This is a genomic window from Shewanella sp. LZH-2 (assembly GCF_016859145.1).
Taxonomy (GTDB): Bacteria; Pseudomonadota; Gammaproteobacteria; order Enterobacterales; family Shewanellaceae; genus Shewanella; species Shewanella xiamenensis.
Map to the genome: position 1 here is coordinate 34,053 of NZ_CP069350.1, position 18,688 is coordinate 52,740.

Consider the following 18,688-nt stretch of genomic DNA (forward strand, 5'->3'; position numbering starts at 1 on the left):
ATAATGAGAAAGGAGGCTAGCCCTCCTTTTTTGATGCCATATGTTTGTTGAGACCTGTGCGGTGAGTTATCTGCGGATTAGCCGCAATGACTAGTGGTAAATGATTATGTCTAAGATCGATGAACAACTATTTAGTGCCCATGAGCATGCACTGGAAAAAGAATACGAGTTATGCCCCGAGTGTGGCAGCGAGTTGTCGGTAAAACACAGTAAGCATGGGAGTTTTATTGGCTGTAATAATTATCCAACCTGTGAATATACTCGTCCTTTAGTGCAGCACGAATCGATTGAAACCCAAGTGATTGAAGGTTCTAAATGTCCCGCATGCGGCCATGAGTTGGCGGTTAAATCGGGGCGTTTTGGCATTTTTATCGGCTGTACCCAATATCCCAATTGTACTCATATTGAAAGACCTGATCAGGAGAGCGATAAACCTGAGGTGGCCTGTCCTGAATGTAAAACGGGTAAACTTGAGCATCGAACCAGCCGTTTTGGTAAGAGTTTTTATGCCTGTAGCGCGTATCCCAAATGTAAGTTTATCGTCAATTATCCACCCGTTGGCGAAAGCTGTCCGAGTTGTGGCTTTGGGATTTTAGTCGAGCGTAAAGGTGCGGCGGGAATGCGTTTAGAATGCCCGCAAAAAAGCTGTAAATACAAACGAGCGCTTTAGTGTGATCGACCTCTAAAAGTTTGGCCGCTTAAACCGCCTTAGGTATAATCCCTGTCCAACCATGGATGGGGTAGCCAAGATGCCAAAATTTGTTTGGAAAAACGATTAAATTCATAAGGTAATCCAAAGATGTTACAGCTGCACCCCTCTGACATTAAAGACGTAGTGTTAAACGGTGGCGTTATCGCTTATCCCACTGAAGCCGTCTATGGTTTAGGCTGTGACCCAGATAATGATACTGCCATTCAAAAATTACTCGCCGTAAAACAACGTCCTTGGCAGAAGGGCCTTATCTTAGTAGCGAGCGAGTTTTCACAGTTATTAGACTATGTCGATGAATCACAGTTGAGCGCCGAGCAGCTTGAGTTTGCCTTTTCTAAATGGCCAGGGCCTTTTACCTTTGTGATGCCGATTAAACCGCATGTCTCGCGTTATTTATCCGGTGAATTTGATTCTATCGCCGTGCGCGTCTCCGCCCATGAAGGTGTGCGGGCTTTGTGCCAAGCCTTGGGTAAACCACTCGTCTCAACCAGTGCCAACTTAGCCGGCGAAGATCCCGCACTTAGTGATGATGACATTCTCAACGCTTTTGAAGGCAAAATAGATGCCTTAGTGCTAGGCCAATTAGGTCAACAGCGTCAGCCGTCCACCATTGTTGATGCTCGAAGTGGCAAGATTTTGCGCAACGGACAGTAACTAATTAATAAAAATAAGGATAAAAGCTATGAGTGTGCCAGATGCGACAGTGGTAAAAGCATTTTTACTCGATCTACAACATCGAATTTGTGCGGGTCTTGAGCAGTTGGATGGGCAAGCAAGCTTTGCAGCCGATTCATGGACGCGCGCTGAAGGCGGTGGCGGTACCAGTCGTGTCTTAACCCAAGGTGCAGTGTTCGAGCAAGCTGGGGTGAACTTTTCCCATGTAACAGGTGCGGCCATGCCTGCATCGGCAACGGCTCATCGTCCAGAATTGGCGGGGCGTAGTTTTGAGGCTATGGGCGTTTCTTTAGTGATTCACCCTAAAAACCCTTATATTCCAACTACCCATGCTAACGTGCGTTTCTTTATTGCCCATAAAGACGGCGCGGATCCCGTTTGGTGGTTTGGTGGTGGTTTTGACTTAACGCCTTACTATCCTTTCGAAGAAGACGTGCGTGAGTGGCATCAAACCACTAAAAATCTGTGTCTGCCCTTTGGAGACGACGTATATCCTAAATATAAGAAGTGGTGTGATGAGTACTTCTTCCTGCCACATCGTAACGAAACCCGTGGCGTGGGCGGACTGTTTTTTGATGACTTGAATCAAGCTGGCTTCGATAAGAGTTTCGATTTTATGCAGGCGGTGGGGAATGGCTTCTTAACCGCTTATGCGCCGATAGTTGAGCGCCGTAAAGAGACGCCTTATGGCGAGCGTGAGCGTGAGTTCCAGTTGTATCGTCGCGGTCGTTATGTTGAGTTCAATCTGGTATACGACAGAGGTACCTTGTTCGGCCTGCAAACTGGTGGTCGCACTGAGTCCATTTTGATGTCCATGCCGCCATTGGTACGCTGGCAATATGCTTATACACCAGAGGCGGGCAGCCCAGAGGCAGATCTATACGATAACTACCTCAAACCTCGAGATTGGGTATAAGCACGTTACCACGAGTCGCGTAATCAGTACGTTACTGATTACGCATATGATCAGCCAGAGTTGAAATCGCCTCATAGATAGCGGCGCGATGCTCTGGCTTTTTTATATGTTTTTCAATGGCAAACTTCATGCAAAATAGCCATTGATCCCGCATTGTCTCATCTACTGCGAAGGGCATATGCCGAGCGCGTAATGCGGGATGACCATATTTTTGCTGATATAACTGCGGGCCGCCGAGCCAGCCACTTAAAAATTCATAGAGCTTTTGTTCCGACTCCGCAATCGGTGCACGGTGAATCGCGAATAAGGCTTGTGTTTCTGCTGAGCTTGCCATTTTCTGATAGAAACTATTGGCAATCGCGCGGATCACTTTGTCGCCACCAATTAAATCATAGGCATTAGACTGATTCGGATCCCTGTCATCCGACACGCTTGTGTGTTTACTGAAAATCTTTTTAAGCCAGTTCATAGGTCTAACTGCATTGCTGTCTACAATTTCGATGCGCGCATTATAGCCTGAATGTCACTGTGAAACCGAAGGCTAAAGTTAGGTACAACAACTTAGGAGCTGTGCTACCGCCTAAAAGCGCGCTAGACTGCATGCCATTCACAGCCAATAGAATCCCGCAGATGACAGATATGCCCTCAGTAACTACGCCAGTACTTGATCGATATGCCGTGTTCGGTAACCCGATAGGTCACAGTAAATCGCCCTTTATTCATGGACAGTTTGCGTCCCTTACGCAGCAGCCTTTGAGTTATGAAGCGATTCAGGCGCCCATCGATGGTTTTGAAGCGAGTTTACGAGCATTTTTTCAGGCGGGAGGAAAGGGCGCGAATGTGACCGTGCCCTTTAAAGAGCAAGCCTTTGCTCTCTGCGACAGCCTAAGTGCCGAAGCGACGCTGGCGGGGGCGGTCAATACTCTAAGCTTGTTGGCCGATGGCACTCTTTATGGTGATAACACCGATGGTTTGGGGCTGGTGGCCGATCTTATTCGCCATCTCGGCAGTTTGCAGCATAAGCGGGTGCTCTTAGTTGGGGCTGGTGGCGCAGCGCGTGGCTGTATCTTGCCATTGCTTAAGGCTGAAGTGGGTCAACTAGTCATCGCTAACCGCACTCAAACTAAGGCGCAGGCCCTAGTGGATATTTTTAGCCAAGTACAACAAGGGCGTTACCGCGATACACTCCAGTCGATGCCGATGCCAGAGTTGTCGGGGGAGTTCGATTTAGTGATTAACTCGACCTCGGCGAGTCTAGCGGGAGAGCTACCGCCACTACCACAGTCCATCATCGGCAACAAAACGGCTTGCTACGATATGATGTATGGCGCAAAACCAACGGCATTTAATCAATGGGCTGTGCAACAGGGCGCTGCGCAAGTGATTGATGGACTGGGTATGCTTGTGGGTCAAGCGGCAAAGAGTTTTGCGCTCTGGCGTGGCGTCGAGCCAGATACCTCAGGAGTGCTTAAATTGCTCAGGGACAAACTACAGGCCGACGCGCAATAGAGGCTCAAGAGGAAGATAAAATGAATCAGAGTATTTTATTCCCCGATCTGCAACATTGGGATGAAACCCAAAAGCACATTTGCTTTATTGCCCAGCAGCAGGGAATGAATATTAAGTGTTATATCAGCGCACAGAAGTTGGCGCAGTTAAATGACTTTTCGCCCCAGCCTAATATCGATGAAGCGGCCGCCATGTTAGCGCTATTTGATGCAGTTAGATTCGATGCCGAGGAAATGGCAGAAGCCTTAATTGAAGCAGAAGAGTTTGATGAGTTTGGCGCAGTGCACTTAGGCTAAGCCAAAATAAACAAGATGGCAGCTTAAACACTGCCATCCAATTTAATAGATACATTACTCTGGCTTAGGTTCTGCCAAGTATTCGTTTTTCAAGCGCACATAGTTATCTGCGGATTCGGGTAAAAACTTCAATTCCGCTTCGGTTAACGGTCGCGCCTGTTTCGCAGGGCTGCCGACATATAAGTAGCCGCTCTGCAGCACTTTACCTGGTGGTACTAACGACCCCGCACCTAAAATCACATCATCTTCTAATATGGCACCGTCGAGGATAATGGCCCCCATTCCTACTAAAACACGATTGCCCACCTTGCAGCCATGCAGCATCGCCTTATGCCCAATCGTCACATCATCACCAATAATCAGTGGATGGCCTTCAGGACGAGAAGCGGATTTGCGGGTCACGTGCAATATGCTGCCATCCTGTACATTGGAGCGTTTACCAATTCGAATATGATTGACATCCCCACGAGCGGCCACCATAGGCCAAATGCTCGCGTCGGTATCTAAAGCAATGTCACCAACGAGTACTGAAGCTTGGTCCACATACACATTATCGCCGAGTTGTGGATGAATTCCTTGGTAAGTTCTGAGTGGCCCAGACATAAAAAAGTCCCTAATTGAGTGGTTTTTAGCATTATAAAGGTTAAAAACTGACAGGTCAGGTCAAATATCCAACGAACAGTGCAAAAATGCCAATTATCTTAAAATTAGGGGTTGCACAAAAAGTTTCGCTGCCTATAATGCGCATCCACTGACACGGCAGACAGCGAAAGCGAGCGCGGTTTCGGTGCGAATCGAATGCAAAATGTGCAGTTGATTCGAAAGCCTCAAGAAGTTTGTAAAAACGCCTTGACGCGACAAGGGAAATGCGTAGAATACGCAGCCCTGACCCGCTGAGCAGTAACGCGAAGTGAATGGTCAAATGCTCTTTAACAATCTAAACAAGAAATCTGTGTGGACACTCACAGGTGTTGAGTTAATCGAAATTACTCTGCCGTTTGGCGAGTAATCAAAGAATTAAATCAATGAATGAGTGTTCATAGCAATATGTACAACGACTTATTAAGTTAAGTCGATTCAGAATTCATTGAGCCGAATCTTCGGATTCAAAAAACTTTTAATTGAAGAGTTTGATCATGGCTCAGATTGAACGCTGGCGGCAGGCCTAACACATGCAAGTCGAGCGGCAGCACAAGGGAGTTTACTTCTGAGGTGGCGAGCGGCGGACGGGTGAGTAATGCCTAGGGATCTGCCCAGTCGAGGGGGATAACAGTTGGAAACGACTGCTAATACCGCATACGCCCTACGGGGGAAAGAGGGGGACCTTCGGGCCTCTCGCGATTGGATGAACCTAGGTGGGATTAGCTAGTTGGTGAGGTAATGGCTCACCAAGGCGACGATCCCTAGCTGTTCTGAGAGGATGATCAGCCACACTGGGACTGAGACACGGCCCAGACTCCTACGGGAGGCAGCAGTGGGGAATATTGCACAATGGGGGAAACCCTGATGCAGCCATGCCGCGTGTGTGAAGAAGGCCTTCGGGTTGTAAAGCACTTTCAGTAGGGAGGAAAGGGTGAGTCTTAATACGGCTCATCTGTGACGTTACCTACAGAAGAAGGACCGGCTAACTCCGTGCCAGCAGCCGCGGTAATACGGAGGGTCCGAGCGTTAATCGGAATTACTGGGCGTAAAGCGTGCGCAGGCGGTTTGTTAAGCGAGATGTGAAAGCCCTGGGCTCAACCTAGGAATAGCATTTCGAACTGGCGAACTAGAGTCTTGTAGAGGGGGGTAGAATTCCAGGTGTAGCGGTGAAATGCGTAGAGATCTGGAGGAATACCGGTGGCGAAGGCGGCCCCCTGGACAAAGACTGACGCTCATGCACGAAAGCGTGGGGAGCAAACAGGATTAGATACCCTGGTAGTCCACGCCGTAAACGATGTCTACTCGGAGTTTGGTGTCTTGAACACTGGGCTCTCAAGCTAACGCATTAAGTAGACCGCCTGGGGAGTACGGCCGCAAGGTTAAAACTCAAATGAATTGACGGGGGCCCGCACAAGCGGTGGAGCATGTGGTTTAATTCGATGCAACGCGAAGAACCTTACCTACTCTTGACATCCACGGAAGAGACCAGAGATGGACTTGTGCCTTCGGGAACCGTGAGACAGGTGCTGCATGGCTGTCGTCAGCTCGTGTTGTGAAATGTTGGGTTAAGTCCCGCAACGAGCGCAACCCCTATCCTTATTTGCCAGCACGTAATGGTGGGAACTCTAGGGAGACTGCCGGTGATAAACCGGAGGAAGGTGGGGACGACGTCAAGTCATCATGGCCCTTACGAGTAGGGCTACACACGTGCTACAATGGCGAGTACAGAGGGTTGCAAAGCCGCGAGGTGGAGCTAATCTCACAAAGCTCGTCGTAGTCCGGATTGGAGTCTGCAACTCGACTCCATGAAGTCGGAATCGCTAGTAATCGTGGATCAGAATGCCACGGTGAATACGTTCCCGGGCCTTGTACACACCGCCCGTCACACCATGGGAGTGGGCTGCAAAAGAAGTGGGTAGCTTAACCTTCGGGGGGGCGCTCACCACTTTGTGGTTCATGACTGGGGTGAAGTCGTAACAAGGTAGCCCTAGGGGAACCTGGGGCTGGATCACCTCCTTACCTATACGACTAACTCGATGTTTGCTGAGTGTTCACACAGATGGCTTGTTGAACTTCCTGTAAGGGAAGGGAGAGCGACATGCACCGCGAGCCGGTAAGCATTGTTCTTTAACAATTTGGAAAGCTGATAGTAATTAATACAATGATGTCTGTCGTTGTGTTAATACGAAAAAAATTGAGTTCTTAAAACACTTGTTAAGTGTCTTGAATATTCAAGTCTAAGGCGAGTCCATCTTCTTGGTCGAAGATGAGACAAGTAAAACCAGCTGGTCGCAACAGCTCAAGTGGCTCACGCAAGTGAAACCTATTTGGGTTGTATGGTTAAGCGACTAAGCGTATACGGTGGATGCCTTGGCAGTCAGAGGCGATGAAGGACGTAGTAACTTGCGAAAAGCGTTGGCGAGCTAGTAACAAGCATTTGAGCTAACGATGTCCGAATGGGGGAACCCGGCCGCATAAGCGGTCATCATGTGGTGAATACATAGCTACATGAGGCAAACGAGGGGAACTGAAACATCTAAGTACCCTTAGGAAAAGAAATCAACCGAGATTCCCCTAGTAGCGGCGAGCGAACGGGGATTAGCCCTTAAGTCAGAGGGGTGTTAGTGGAATGGTCTGGAAAGTCCAGCGGCACAGGGTGATAGCCCCGTACACGAAAACTAACCTTTGATGAAAACGAGTAAGGCGGGACACGTGATATCCTGTTTGAATATGGGGGGACCATCCTCCAAGGCTAAATACTCCTGACTGACCGATAGTGAACCAGTACCGTGAGGGAAAGGCGAAAAGAACCCCTGTGAGGGGAGTGAAATAGAACCTGAAACCGTATACGTACAAGCAGTGGGAGCGGTACTTGAGACCGTGACTGCGTACCTTTTGTATAATGGGTCAGCGACTTACGTTTTGTAGCGAGGTTAAGCGAATAGCGGAGCCGTAGGGAAACCGAGTGTTAACTGCGCGTTTAGTTGCAAGGCGTAGACCCGAAACCCGGTGATCTAGCCATGGGCAGGTTGAAGGTTGAGTAACATCAACTGGAGGACCGAACCGACTAATGTTGAAAAATTAGCGGATGACTTGTGGCTGGGGGTGAAAGGCCAATCAAACCGGGAGATATCTGGTTCTCCTCGAAAGCTATTTAGGTAGCGCCTCGAGCGAATACCATTGGGGGTAGAGCACTGTTAAGGCTAGGGGGTCATCCCGACTTACCAACCCTTTGCAAACTCCGAATACCAATGAGTACTACTCGGGAGACAGACGGCGGGTGCTAACGTCCGTCGTCAAAAGGGAAACAACCCAGACCGTCAGCTAAGGTCCCAAAGTGTATGTTAAGTGGGAAACGATGTGGGAAGGCTTAGACAGCTAGGATGTTGGCTTAGAAGCAGCCATCATTTAAAGAAAGCGTAATAGCTCACTAGTCGAGTCGGCCTGCGCGGAAGATGTAACGGGGCTAAACATACCACCGAAGCTACGGGTGCAATTCATTAGAGTTGCGCGGTAGAGGAGCGTTCTGTAAGCCGTTGAAGGTGAAGGGGTAACCCACACTGGAGGTATCAGAAGTGCGAATGCTGACATGAGTAACGATAAAGGGGGTGAAAAACCCCCTCGCCGAAAGACCAAGGGTTCCTGTCCAACGTTAATCGGGGCAGGGTGAGTCGACCCCTAAGGTGAGGCCGAAAGGCGTAATCGATGGGAAACAGATTAATATTTCTGTACTTCCGCTAACTGCGATGGAGAGACGGAGAAGGCTAGGCTAGCGCGGCGTTGGTAGTCCGCGTTTAAGGTGGTAGGTGGGTGACTTAGGCAAATCCGGGTCACTATACACTGAGAGCTGATGACGAGTCCCCAAGGGGATGAAGTAGTTGATGCCATGCTTCCAGGAAAATCTTCTAAGCTTCAGGTTAGCGGGAATCGTACCCCAAACCGACACAGGTGGTCGGGTAGAGAATACCAAGGCGCTTGAGAGAACTCGGCTGAAGGAACTAGGCAAAATGGTACCGTAACTTCGGGAGAAGGTACGCTCTTGTTGGTGATGAGACTTGCTCTCTAAGCTGACGGGAGTCGCAGATACCAGGTGGCTGCAACTGTTTATCAAAAACACAGCACTGTGCAAACTCGCAAGAGGAAGTATACGGTGTGACGCCTGCCCGGTGCCGGAAGGTTAATTGATTGGGTTATCGCAAGAGAAGCTCATGATCGAAGCCCCGGTAAACGGCGGCCGTAACTATAACGGTCCTAAGGTAGCGAAATTCCTTGTCGGGTAAGTTCCGACCTGCACGAATGGCGTAATGATGGCCACGCTGTCTCCAGCCGAGACTCAGTGAAGTTGAAATTGCGGTGAAGATGCCGTATACCCGCGGCTAGACGGAAAGACCCCGTGAACCTTTACTATAGCTTGGCACTGAACATTGACCCTACATGTGTAGGATAGGTGGGAGACTATGAAGTTGGAACGCTAGTTCTGATGGAGTCGTCCTTGAAATACCACCCTTGTAGTGTTGATGTTCTAACTTGGCCCCATTATCTGGGGTAAGGACAGTGCCTGGTGGGTAGTTTGACTGGGGCGGTCTCCTCCCAAAGAGTAACGGAGGAGCACGAAGGTTGGCTAAGTACGGTCGGACATCGTACGGTTAGTGCAATGGCATAAGCCAGCTTAACTGCGAGACAGACACGTCGAGCAGGTACGAAAGTAGGTCATAGTGATCCGGTGGTTCTGAATGGAAGGGCCATCGCTCAACGGATAAAAGGTACTCCGGGGATAACAGGCTGATACCGCCCAAGAGTTCATATCGACGGCGGTGTTTGGCACCTCGATGTCGGCTCATCACATCCTGGGGCTGAAGTCGGTCCCAAGGGTATGGCTGTTCGCCATTTAAAGTGGTACGCGAGCTGGGTTCAGAACGTCGTGAGACAGTTCGGTCCCTATCTGCCGTGGGCGTTGGATGATTGAGGGGAGTTGCTCCTAGTACGAGAGGACCGGAGTGAACGAACCGCTGGTGTTCGGGTTGTCATGCCAATGGCATTGCCCGGTAGCTATGTTCGGAATCGATAACCGCTGAAAGCATCTAAGCGGGAAGCGAGCCCCAAGATGAGTCATCCCTTGGACTTTAAGTCCACTAAAGAGCCGTTCGAGACTAGGACGTTGATAGGTCAGGTGTGTAAGCGTTGTGAGGCGTTGAGCTAACTGATACTAATGACTCGAGAGGCTTAACCATACAACCCAGATGGGTTTTGCTAAGTAGCACTTAGACGAATACAAACACTTAAGAAGTGGTCATAAAATGCACCTGCATTTATGACATCAAGTACCTCCATGTACTTGTGAACTCAAACCAGCTTTCCGAATTCATTTACTGCCCACATAAGATGGGGAGTAGATACCAAATTTGCTTGGTGACAATAGCATTGTGGTCCCACCTGATCCCATCCCGAACTCAGAAGTGAAACGCAATCGCGCCGATGGTAGTGTGGGGTCTCCCCATGTGAGAGTAGGTCATCGCCAAGCGCCTAATTTAGCTTAATGTGCAAACGTTAAGTTAAAGGAGCGGTAGTTCAGTTGGTTAGAATACCGGCCTGTCACGCCGGGGGTCGCGGGTTCGAGTCCCGTCCGCTCCGCCAACATAAAGAAATAAGCCTCATCGAAAGATGAGGCTTTTTTCGTTTATTCGCCGGATAAATCTACTCAGACTAACTATCAGCGGTGTTGTACTCTGTCTCATTCTTGTAAGTTATTCTGATACCATCATTTTTATTAAAAGAATTGAGCCGTTTTCGTTATGATAGACAGCTTATTTTTACGGCTGGACAGGTCAGTTTTTCATTTGTGGGTGCGCCACTTGGCAGTATTGAACTGTGTTTCTGCCCACAGATAAATTAAACGGTATAATGTTTACCAATTTTTACGAGTAATAAAATGAATTGTCGCCTAGGCTGTGGTGCTTGTTGTATTGCACCTTCAATTAGCAGTGGGATCCCTGGAATGCCAAATGGTAAGGCGGCTGGGGAGCGCTGTGTGCAGCTCAGTGATGATAATTTGTGTTTGATTTTCGGCTCGCCTGATCGTCCTGCGGTTTGTAGTGATTTTGAAGCGTCTTTAGATGTCTGTGGGGATTCTAACGAAGAGGCGCTTTGGTTGATCACAAACCTTGAATCTCAAACATCTCAATAGTTTATTGCTGACAGGTGAATTATGCAGTTAACACGCTATACCGACTTTGGTGTTCGCACGCTGATGTATTTGGCGGTTCAGCCCGATAGAACAACCCTTTTTAGGATCGCAGAGATTACCGAGGTCTTCGATTTGTCACCAAATCATGTCTCGAAAATTGTGCATCACTTAGGCAAGTTAGGTTATCTAGAAACCATACGCGGTAAGATGGGTGGCTTTCGTTTAGGGAAACCAGCGAGCGAGATTAATCTTGGGCAACTCATTCGTGCGTTAGAGAACTCGCTGGCACCGATTGATTGCAGCAAACCTTACTGCCGCTTCACTCCCGCCTGTCAGTTGAAGGGCGTATTAGCCAAAGCGGTTGAGGCGTATTTAAGCGTGCTCGATCAATACAGCTTGGAGGACATTGTAAGCAATCGAAATGAGTTGCTAGCATTGCTGCCAGATATGACTATTTCTGTCTTACAGTTGGATTAGCGCCTTTCTCATGGGCTAGTTCGATGGGCAACAAGCGTGATGTCGGTACTAGCTCAATTCCTTCCGCCTTTAGGCGCGCTAAGTTCGTTTTTAAGAAGTGAATGGTTTCGGGGTAAGGATGCGCGATGGTCACTAAACTGCCTTGCGCGTGAGCCTGGCTTATCATCAAGTTAAACTGTTTTTCCAGCGCTGTTGCACTGACGTCATTATCGAGAAAGAGTTGGCGTCGTAGCAGTGGCACGCCGAGTAAATCTGCCTTATCTCCCGCCTTAGTGAATTTGGTTGTCATGCTATCGACAAAGTAAAGCTGCTTCTGCTTTAGCGTTTCCATTACCCATAACATAGGATCATCGAGCTGCGTCAGCAGGCTCCCCATATGATTGTTGGCACCTTTAGCGAAGGGCACGCTGGCGATAGCAGCAAGTACACTGCTACGTATCTGTGCTTCGCTCATTTTGTTGGTTAAACCGCCAAGCCCTAAGGCTTTACCATTGAGCGCCTGCATGGGTAAGTGCAGCATAATCTCGTGGCCTTTGGCGTGTGCGGCTTTGGCTAGCTTATTGCTGAGCGGCGTGTGTGGCAGCACCGATAAGGTGACTGCGCTGGGGAGTGAAAGCACGGCTTCGTCGGTGTGACGATAGCCGATATCATCGATGATCAAGGCGATTTGAGCTGCATTGCTTGGCGCAATACTGATAGCCAAAAGGGCCAATATATAAAATAGACGCACTATTTCTTCTTATTAGTCATGATGTTGTATCCAAGCAATAGCGGAAATGACTATGTTGTCTTGGCTGACATCGGTTCGTGCTGAGATGGCGTCGATTATAGCCATATTCTTTTGATTGGGGCCAGTTTCGGTTGCAACTTTGATATCTGGCACTATGCCGATAGCGTGGATGTTTTCCCCTTTGGGTGTGTTGTACTGGGCGATAGTGAGCTTGATGGCATTGCCGTCGTTCAGTATGGGGATCAGGCTTTGTACTGTGCCTTTGCCGAAGCTGGTTTCACCGAGCAGCTTGGCGCGACCATTCTCTTGTAGGGCTGCGGCGAGGACTTCGGAGGCGGAGGCCGAGCCTTTATTGATCAGCACTAACATAGGCACATTGGTCAGCATGGTTTGGGGGGAGGCGTAATAGTCGGAATTGGCATCGAAGAAGCGGCCTGAGGTAGAGACGATTCGTCCTTTAGCTAGAAACAGGTCGGCAATTTTGATTGCCTGATCCAGCAAGCCGCCGGGATTATTGCGTAAATCTAAAATCAAGCCCGTAAGATGCGCGTTTTGCCACTGGCTTAAACTGCGCACCATATCCTCGGTGGAGTTTTCTTGGAAGCTGCTGAGCCTAATATAGCCGATATTACCATCCAGTAATTTGCTGGCGACAGATTGAATCGTAATAGTGCTTGGTTTGAGTGATACCTCGAACTGAGCGTCATCATTATGGTGCTTCAGTGTGAGGTGAATACTCTGATTGCTGAGGCTATGTTGTTTGATTTGATTGAGGATATCCGCAAGATTGGTTTCGGTGGTTGGCGTGTTATTTAGCTTGATAATGATGTCACCCGCTTGGATGCCTGCCTGTTCGGCGGGCGAGTTCGCAAAGGGCGCGATAATGCTGATATGGTCTTTATCGCTGGCGACCTCAAAACCAAAGCCGAAGTATTCGCCGCGATTGGAGTCTTTTAAGTCGAGTAACTCTTGGTGATTTAAAAAGCTGGAATAGGGATCTAAGTGCTCAAAAATCCCTTTAATGGCCGCTTGCACCAGCTCATCTTTGGAAACGGTTTTAACGTAATAGGTTTCGACCGTTTCTAATACATCCTGCAATAGCGGGTAGTCGAAGTCACTCTGATATGATTTGGCATTCTCTTGGCTGGAGAGGCTAATGGACAGGCCTAGGCTTAGGCCGAGTCCAAGGCAGACGATATTGCGGAGTAGATGTTTCATAGCCGTCCCCGATGTTGATGGGGACGGCTACCTTAGCAACAGTACTGATTAACGACAGTACTTGGCTGGATCGACCGCTTGCCCCTTATACCTTATTTCAAAGTATAGGCCAGGCTCTGTCTGTCCACCCGAACGTCCGACTAAAGCAATTGCTTCACCGGTTTTGACCATGTCTCCAGGGCTTTTTAACAGGGCCTGTGCATGGCCGTAGAGGCTCATATAACCTTTACCATGGTCTATCACCATAACCATACCAAAGCCTTTAAGCCAATCGGCATAGATGACTTTACCGCCAGAAACCGCGCGAATATTTTGTCCTTCGGGCGCAGAGAGCATAGTGCCTTTCCACACCACTTGGCCCGATCTCGGGCTGCCAAAACCAGCAGTAACACGGCCCTTTGTTGGCCATTTGAGTTTACCGCCTTGTTTATCGAAGCCTTCCATCGAAGGATTGTCACGCATGGCCTTAAGCGCTTGTTCAACCACCCGTTTTAAGCTGGCCTCTTCAATTTGCAGTTGTTCGAGTTCGGCACCTTTAGTATTTAAGGTGCGCTGTAATTCATTGAGGGTTAATTGGCGTTGATCTTGTTCTTGGTTCAAGCGCTTAGATTGCACTTGTTGCTCGGCCATCAACTTAGTTAATTGTTTTTGTTTGCTGGTTTGGGTGACTTTAATCTCATCCAGCTCTGTGATGGTTTGTTTTAACTCGTTAATCGACTTCATCCGCGCTTTGTTGAGATATTGGTAATAGGCCAACATCCGCTCAATAGTGGCGGGACTTTGCTGATTCAGCATCATCTTTGTGTAATCGTGGTTACCGGCTAGGTATGCGCTCGCAAGTTGTTTTGAAAGCGTATTTTGCTGGCTCACCTTGAGGGTTTCTAACTCTTCCTGGCGTTGCTTGAGTTCGGCAAGCGTATTATCAATCTGCGCCAAACTGGTTTTGGTGCTATTGACCTTTTTGGCTGCCGCCGCAATCGCCTCTTCATCGCTGCGTAGCAGTGCGAGTAACTTTTCCCGCTGCTTACTGGTGTTTTTAAGCGCGCTTTGTTGTTGGTTGATTTGCGCTTGGATGGATTTCAACTCGGACTGACGCTTCTCCAAATCAGAAGCGTAGACCGAGAAAGATAACATCATAAAGCCAGCAATAATGCTGGCTTTAACGGGGAGTCGAGTGCTCACTAGGTAACAACTACTCTTTAACGTGGATTAAGGGCTTACCCGTCATCTCTGCGGGAATGGTTTCACCCATCAGGTGCAGAATCGTTGGGGCGACATCGCTCAGTTTACCGCCTTCATCTATGGTGGCGTCACGGCCAACAAACACAAAGGGTACGAGTTCACTGGTGTGCGCCGTATGGGCTTGGCCAGTGGTCTCGTCGGTCATCTGCTCGGCGTTGCCGTGGTCGGCGGTAATAATACATTCGCCGCCCACTTTTGCCAGTGCGTCAACTACGCGACCGATACAGGCATCGACAGCTTCGCAGGCTTTAACTGCCGCATCGAAGTTGCCAGTATGACCCACCATATCACCGTTCGGGTAGTTACAGATAATCACATCGTATTTGGCGGATTCAATCGCCGCGACTAATTTGTCCGTCAGCTCGGTTGAGCTCATCTCAGGTTGTAAGTCGTAGGTTGCCACTTTAGGTGAGTTGATCAGGATACGATCTTCACCGTTGAATGGCTCTTCCTTACCGCCGTTGAAGAAGAAGGTGACATGGGCGTATTTTTCAGTTTCGGAGATACGTAACTGAGTACGGCCACGATTTTGCAGCACTTCACCTAAGGTATTTACTAGGTTTTCAGAAGGATAAGCGATAGGCGCTTTGATATCGGCTGCGTATTCGGTCAGCGTTACAAAGTTAACCTTTGGCATCACAGCACGTTCAAAACCGTCGAAATCGGGATTGATAAAGCTGCGGGTGATTTGACGAGCGCGGTCGGCGCGGAAGTTCATGAAAATCAGCGCATCGCCATCGTTCAAGCTGGCAACCTTGCCTTCGCTATCGGTAATGGCTGACGACGACACAAACTCATCGTTTTCGTTACGCTCGTAAGCGGCTTCTAACGCGGTCACGGCGTTATCGTATTGGAACTTCGCCTTGCCTTGGGTGATCAGATCGTATGCCTGTGACACGCGGTCCCAACGGTTATCACGGTCCATAGCAAAGTAACGACCAATAATCGAGGCGATACGGCCATGGCCCAATGTAGTAAACAGATCATCAAAGTGGCTTAGGCTGCCTTTGGCGCTGCGAGGTGGGGTATCGCGACCATCTAAGAAGGCGTGTAAGTACACTTTAGTGGCGCCGCGAGCAACTGCCATACGGCACATGGCTTCGATATGCTCTTCATGGCTGTGTACGCCACCGGGAGAGAGCAGGCCCATAATGTGCACCGCACCACCGGCTTTGATGGCCGCATCTACGGCATCGCAAAGGGCTGGGTTTTGTTCAAACTCATGATCTGCAATGGCTTTGCTAATGCGGGTCAGCTCTTGGTACACGATTCGGCCAGAACCTAAGTTGATATGGCCTACTTCAGAGTTCCCCATCTGCCCATCGGGCAAGCCTACATCTAAGCCTGAACCTGAAATTAAACCGTGGGCATATTGGGCGTTGAGACGGTCGAGTACTGGAGTGTTAGCGTGGTAAATCGCATTCATATGCGTATTTTCACGGTAACCCCAGCCATCGAGGATCAACAACGCGATTGGACGTTTAGTTGTCGTCATGGTGATACCTTTAAAGTTTAAGGAAGCTAAAGAAATCTGAAATTGGTTAAATATTACTACGTAAGCGGGGTACGAAAAAGCGCTTTACCTAGATTAAGGTCATCGAATGGCTATTTCAGCGAATTCTGTGAGCGCCAAGAGAAGCGAGATGGCGCAAGGGCTGAGCTGTGTTCTAGAACTGTGACTAAACTGCTGCAATCTGCCAAGGCAATGGGTATACTCTGTGCCCTTATCGAATTTTTCGCCATTTATACGGGCTGTAACCATGCAAGAATATATCGAATTTTTTAAGGCTCACACTATGCTAAGTCTGGCTTGGGTGGGTTTGTTTGTAATGCTTGTGGTCAGTGTGATCAAATCCAGCTTTTCAAAAATCAAAAATGTTACTCATCAAGAACTCACTATTATGGTGAACCGACAAGACGCCAAAGTCGTGGATGTGCGTTCTAATGACGAATTCCGCAAGGGCCATATTGTTGATGCAGTTAACGTTACGCTCGCGGATATCAAAAATAATCAGGTTTCTGCCCTTGAAAAGTTTAAAGGTAGTCCCATTATACTGGTATGCAATGCTGGCATGACCTCGTCTCAAGCGGCTCAGCTTTTAAGTAAACAAGGTTTTGAAAACCTGTATAACTTGAAAGGTGGTATGGGTGAATGGCAGGCAGCGAATATGCCTGTTTCAAAAAGCAAAAGATAAGTTGTCGGCGGCAGTTATGCGCTGTGCTGCATAGTTAATTGATTGTGCAGCAGTAGCGTCATCATTGTTTGGCATACTAATCCTGCAGTCACTAAGGGCTTTATTAAGTGTTTAGATTGACTTCACAAGTACCCGTTAAGGGAAAGTAGGGACGGTACTGAGATCTAATACAGGCCTCGTAATAAGCCCGAGCTAAATTGACAAAAAGCCAGCCACAAAAGCGCTGGCATAACATTGATAGGATAGGTAGGAAATTATGGCTGAAGTAGCAAACAACGAACAACAAGCCCCACAATTCAACATCCAACGTGTTTACACTAAAGATGTTTCTTTCGAAACACCTAACAGCCCAGCTGTATTCCAAAAAGAATGGAATCCAGAAGTTAAGTTAGATTTAGACACTCGCAGCGCTAAATTAGCCGATGACGTATACGAAGTGGTTCTGTCTTTGACTGTGACTGCACAAAACGCTGGCGAAACTGCATTCCTGTGTGAAGTACAACAAGCGGGTATCTTCTCAATCGCAGGTCTGACTGAGCCACAACTGGCTCACTCATTAGGTGCATACTGCCCTAACATCCTATTCCCATATGCGCGTGAAGCTGTAGGTAGCTTAGTGGGTCGTGGTACTTTCCCACAACTTAACTTAGCACCAGTAAACTTCGACGCGCTGTTCGCACAATACGTGCAACAACGTCAAGCCGCAGCAGCTGCACCCGCAGCCGAAGAAGCTAACGCTTAATTACATGAAAAACTCTGCCGATATCACGGTGTTAGGGGCGGGCTCTTATGGCACCGCCCTTGCCATCTCTTTAGCCAGCAATGGTCATAAGACCTTGTTGTGGGGGCACGATCCTGCCCATATGCAGACGCTCGCTCAGGACAAATGCAACCAAGCGTTCTTGCCTGGTATTGCCTTTCCTGAGTGTTTACATATCGAAGCCGACTTAGCCAAAGCCTTAGCGGCCAGCAATAATGTGCTGATTGTCGTACCTAGCCATGTGTTTGGCTCGGTATTGGCCCAAGCGAAACCTTTGTTACGCCAAGATGCTCGCATCGTATGGGCGACCAAAGGACTCGAGCCTGAAACCGGACGTTTGCTGCAAGATGTGGCCCGTGATGTGTTAGGCGAGCAATATCCGCTGGCGGTATTGTCAGGACCGACGTTCGCGAAGGAATTAGCCATGGGATTACCTACGGCGATTTCGGTTGCGGGCACCTGTCCAAAATTTACCGCTGAGCTAGTGGAATTGCTGCACAGCCCTAAACGCTTACGTGTTTACGCTAACGACGACTTTATCGGCCTGCAATTAGGCGGCGCGGTGAAGAACGTTATCGCGATTGGTGCGGGGATGTCCGACGGTATTGGCTTTGGTGCTAATGCCAGAACGGCGTTAATCACCCGCGGTTTAGTCGAGTTAACCCGCTTAGGCGAAGCTTTAGGCGCTAGCACTGCCACCTTTATGGGCATGGCTGGATTAGGCGACCTAGTGTTGACTTGTACCGACAACCAATCCCGTAACCGCCGCTTTGGTTTAGCCTTAGGTAAAGGCTGCGATGTGGATACCGCCCAGGCCGAAATCGGCCAAGTGGTTGAAGGTTATCGCAATACTAAAGAAGTGTTTACCCTGGCGAAGCGCATGGGCGTCGAAATGCCGATCACCGAGCAAATCTACCAAGTGTTATACCAAGGCAAAGCGCCCTTGGATGCCGCCAAAGAACTGCTCAGCAGAGAAAAGAAATCAGAAACGCCAGCGCAATAAAGCGCAAGCCGTGATGATGCTGAATAAAATAAAGGGTGCTAAAATAGCGCCCTTTTTTATACATGGAAGTATTTATCCCCGATTGCCAACGCCTTAATGTTACCGGCAGCAGTCTGCATTGGCTGTATC

At 48.8% G+C, this 18,688-nt stretch carries 16 protein-coding genes, 1 tRNA gene and 3 rRNA genes; 14 read left to right on the plus strand and 6 right to left on the minus strand.

What is annotated here, in order from left to right:
* Window positions 1–106: 106 nt before the first annotated feature.
* The 3 genes from JM642_RS00145 (at window position 107) to hemF (ending at window position 2,303) form a co-directional block, all read left to right on the plus strand.
* The gene (locus JM642_RS00145; protein WP_069455363.1) at window positions 107–670 is read left to right on the plus strand and encodes a type I DNA topoisomerase; all 564 of its coding nucleotides are present in this window, start codon (window positions 107–109) and stop codon (window positions 668–670) included.
* Window positions 671–799: 129 nt separating this feature from the next.
* A complete protein-coding gene (locus JM642_RS00150) occupies window positions 800–1,366 on the plus strand; it encodes an L-threonylcarbamoyladenylate synthase (RefSeq protein ID WP_037413519.1) in 567 nt (188 codons plus the stop codon).
* Window positions 1,367–1,394: 28 nt separating this feature from the next.
* Window positions 1,395–2,303, plus strand: a complete 909-nt coding sequence (hemF, locus tag JM642_RS00155; RefSeq protein ID WP_203432470.1) for an oxygen-dependent coproporphyrinogen oxidase — start codon at window positions 1,395–1,397, stop codon at window positions 2,301–2,303.
* A 31-nt stretch (window positions 2,304–2,334) separates the two neighbouring features.
* Here the strand turns inward: hemF and JM642_RS00160 are convergent, their stop codons facing one another.
* Window positions 2,335–2,772 (minus strand): group II truncated hemoglobin, encoded by a 438-nt coding sequence (locus tag JM642_RS00160; protein WP_037413521.1) that lies wholly within the window; start codon window positions 2,770–2,772, stop codon window positions 2,335–2,337.
* Between the two features lie 161 nt (window positions 2,773–2,933).
* On the opposite strand from JM642_RS00160, the gene aroE reads away from it, so the two are divergent.
* Both aroE and JM642_RS00170 read left to right on the plus strand, forming a co-directional pair.
* Window positions 2,934–3,812: a shikimate dehydrogenase gene (aroE, locus tag JM642_RS00165; protein WP_203432471.1), complete on the plus strand. Its 879-nt coding sequence runs from the start codon at window positions 2,934–2,936 to the stop codon at window positions 3,810–3,812.
* 20 nt (window positions 3,813–3,832) lie between these two features.
* Window positions 3,833–4,108 carry a DUF1488 domain-containing protein gene (locus JM642_RS00170; RefSeq protein WP_037413524.1) on the plus strand — a complete coding sequence of 92 codons (276 nt, stop codon included), beginning with the start codon at window positions 3,833–3,835 and terminating at the stop codon, window positions 4,106–4,108.
* 54 nt (window positions 4,109–4,162) lie between these two features.
* Here JM642_RS00170 and JM642_RS00175 read toward each other — a convergent pair whose 3' ends face one another.
* Window positions 4,163–4,711 carry a gamma carbonic anhydrase family protein gene (locus tag JM642_RS00175; protein WP_169548732.1) on the minus strand — a complete coding sequence of 183 codons (549 nt, stop codon included), beginning with the start codon at window positions 4,709–4,711 and terminating at the stop codon, window positions 4,163–4,165.
* A gap of 515 nt (window positions 4,712–5,226) precedes the next feature.
* Here JM642_RS00175 and JM642_RS00180 point away from each other — a divergent pair.
* The 6 genes from JM642_RS00180 to JM642_RS00205 all read left to right on the plus strand — a co-directional run bounded on the left by JM642_RS00180 (window position 5,227) and on the right by JM642_RS00205 (window position 11,411).
* A 16S ribosomal RNA gene (locus JM642_RS00180) occupies window positions 5,227–6,769 on the plus strand.
* A gap of 319 nt (window positions 6,770–7,088) precedes the next feature.
* Window positions 7,089–9,981: ribosomal RNA gene (locus tag JM642_RS00185) — 23S ribosomal RNA — on the plus strand.
* Window positions 9,982–10,155: 174 nt separating this feature from the next.
* Window positions 10,156–10,271 (plus strand): 5S ribosomal RNA (rrf, locus tag JM642_RS00190).
* The 16S, 23S and 5S rRNA genes sit together here with 1 tRNA gene alongside, the layout of an rRNA operon.
* A gap of 36 nt (window positions 10,272–10,307) precedes the next feature.
* Window positions 10,308–10,384 (plus strand) — tRNA-Asp (locus tag JM642_RS00195).
* A gap of 295 nt (window positions 10,385–10,679) precedes the next feature.
* Window positions 10,680–10,934, plus strand: coding sequence for a YkgJ family cysteine cluster protein (locus JM642_RS00200; RefSeq protein ID WP_011624688.1), 255 nt, complete (start codon window positions 10,680–10,682; stop codon window positions 10,932–10,934).
* A gap of 21 nt (window positions 10,935–10,955) precedes the next feature.
* On the plus strand, window positions 10,956–11,411 hold the full coding sequence (locus tag JM642_RS00205) for an Rrf2 family transcriptional regulator (protein WP_169548488.1): 456 nt from the start codon (window positions 10,956–10,958) through the stop codon (window positions 11,409–11,411).
* On the opposite strand, the gene JM642_RS00210 is transcribed toward JM642_RS00205, so the two are convergent.
* From JM642_RS00210 to gpmM, 4 genes are read right to left on the minus strand one after another with little or no spacing between them, the layout of a single operon-like run.
* Window positions 11,386–12,141: a divergent polysaccharide deacetylase family protein gene (locus tag JM642_RS00210; RefSeq protein ID WP_203432472.1), complete on the minus strand. Its 756-nt coding sequence runs from the start codon at window positions 12,139–12,141 to the stop codon at window positions 11,386–11,388. The genes JM642_RS00205 and JM642_RS00210 overlap by 26 nt on opposite strands.
* A gap of 12 nt (window positions 12,142–12,153) precedes the next feature.
* The gene (locus JM642_RS00215) at window positions 12,154–13,359 is read right to left on the minus strand and encodes a S41 family peptidase (RefSeq protein ID WP_203432473.1); all 1,206 of its coding nucleotides are present in this window, start codon (window positions 13,357–13,359) and stop codon (window positions 12,154–12,156) included.
* Between the two features lie 48 nt (window positions 13,360–13,407).
* Window positions 13,408–14,541, minus strand: coding sequence for a peptidoglycan DD-metalloendopeptidase family protein (locus JM642_RS00220; protein ID WP_037414470.1), 1,134 nt, complete (start codon window positions 14,539–14,541; stop codon window positions 13,408–13,410).
* Window positions 14,542–14,551: 10 nt separating this feature from the next.
* The gene (gene gpmM / locus JM642_RS00225; RefSeq protein WP_203432474.1) at window positions 14,552–16,096 is read right to left on the minus strand and encodes a 2,3-bisphosphoglycerate-independent phosphoglycerate mutase; all 1,545 of its coding nucleotides are present in this window, start codon (window positions 16,094–16,096) and stop codon (window positions 14,552–14,554) included.
* Between the two features lie 265 nt (window positions 16,097–16,361).
* Here gpmM and JM642_RS00230 point away from each other — a divergent pair, with 265 nt between their 5' ends.
* The 3 genes from JM642_RS00230 (at window position 16,362) to gpsA (ending at window position 18,559) form a co-directional block, all read left to right on the plus strand.
* Window positions 16,362–16,796 (plus strand): rhodanese-like domain-containing protein, encoded by a 435-nt coding sequence (locus JM642_RS00230; RefSeq protein ID WP_037414466.1) that lies wholly within the window; start codon window positions 16,362–16,364, stop codon window positions 16,794–16,796.
* A 256-nt stretch (window positions 16,797–17,052) separates the two neighbouring features.
* Window positions 17,053–17,538: a protein-export chaperone SecB gene (gene secB / locus JM642_RS00235; protein WP_011620882.1), complete on the plus strand. Its 486-nt coding sequence runs from the start codon at window positions 17,053–17,055 to the stop codon at window positions 17,536–17,538.
* 4 nt (window positions 17,539–17,542) lie between these two features.
* A complete protein-coding gene (gene gpsA / locus JM642_RS00240) occupies window positions 17,543–18,559 on the plus strand; it encodes an NAD(P)H-dependent glycerol-3-phosphate dehydrogenase (protein WP_037431152.1) in 1,017 nt (338 codons plus the stop codon).
* The last annotated feature ends 129 nt before the right edge of the window (window positions 18,560–18,688 follow it).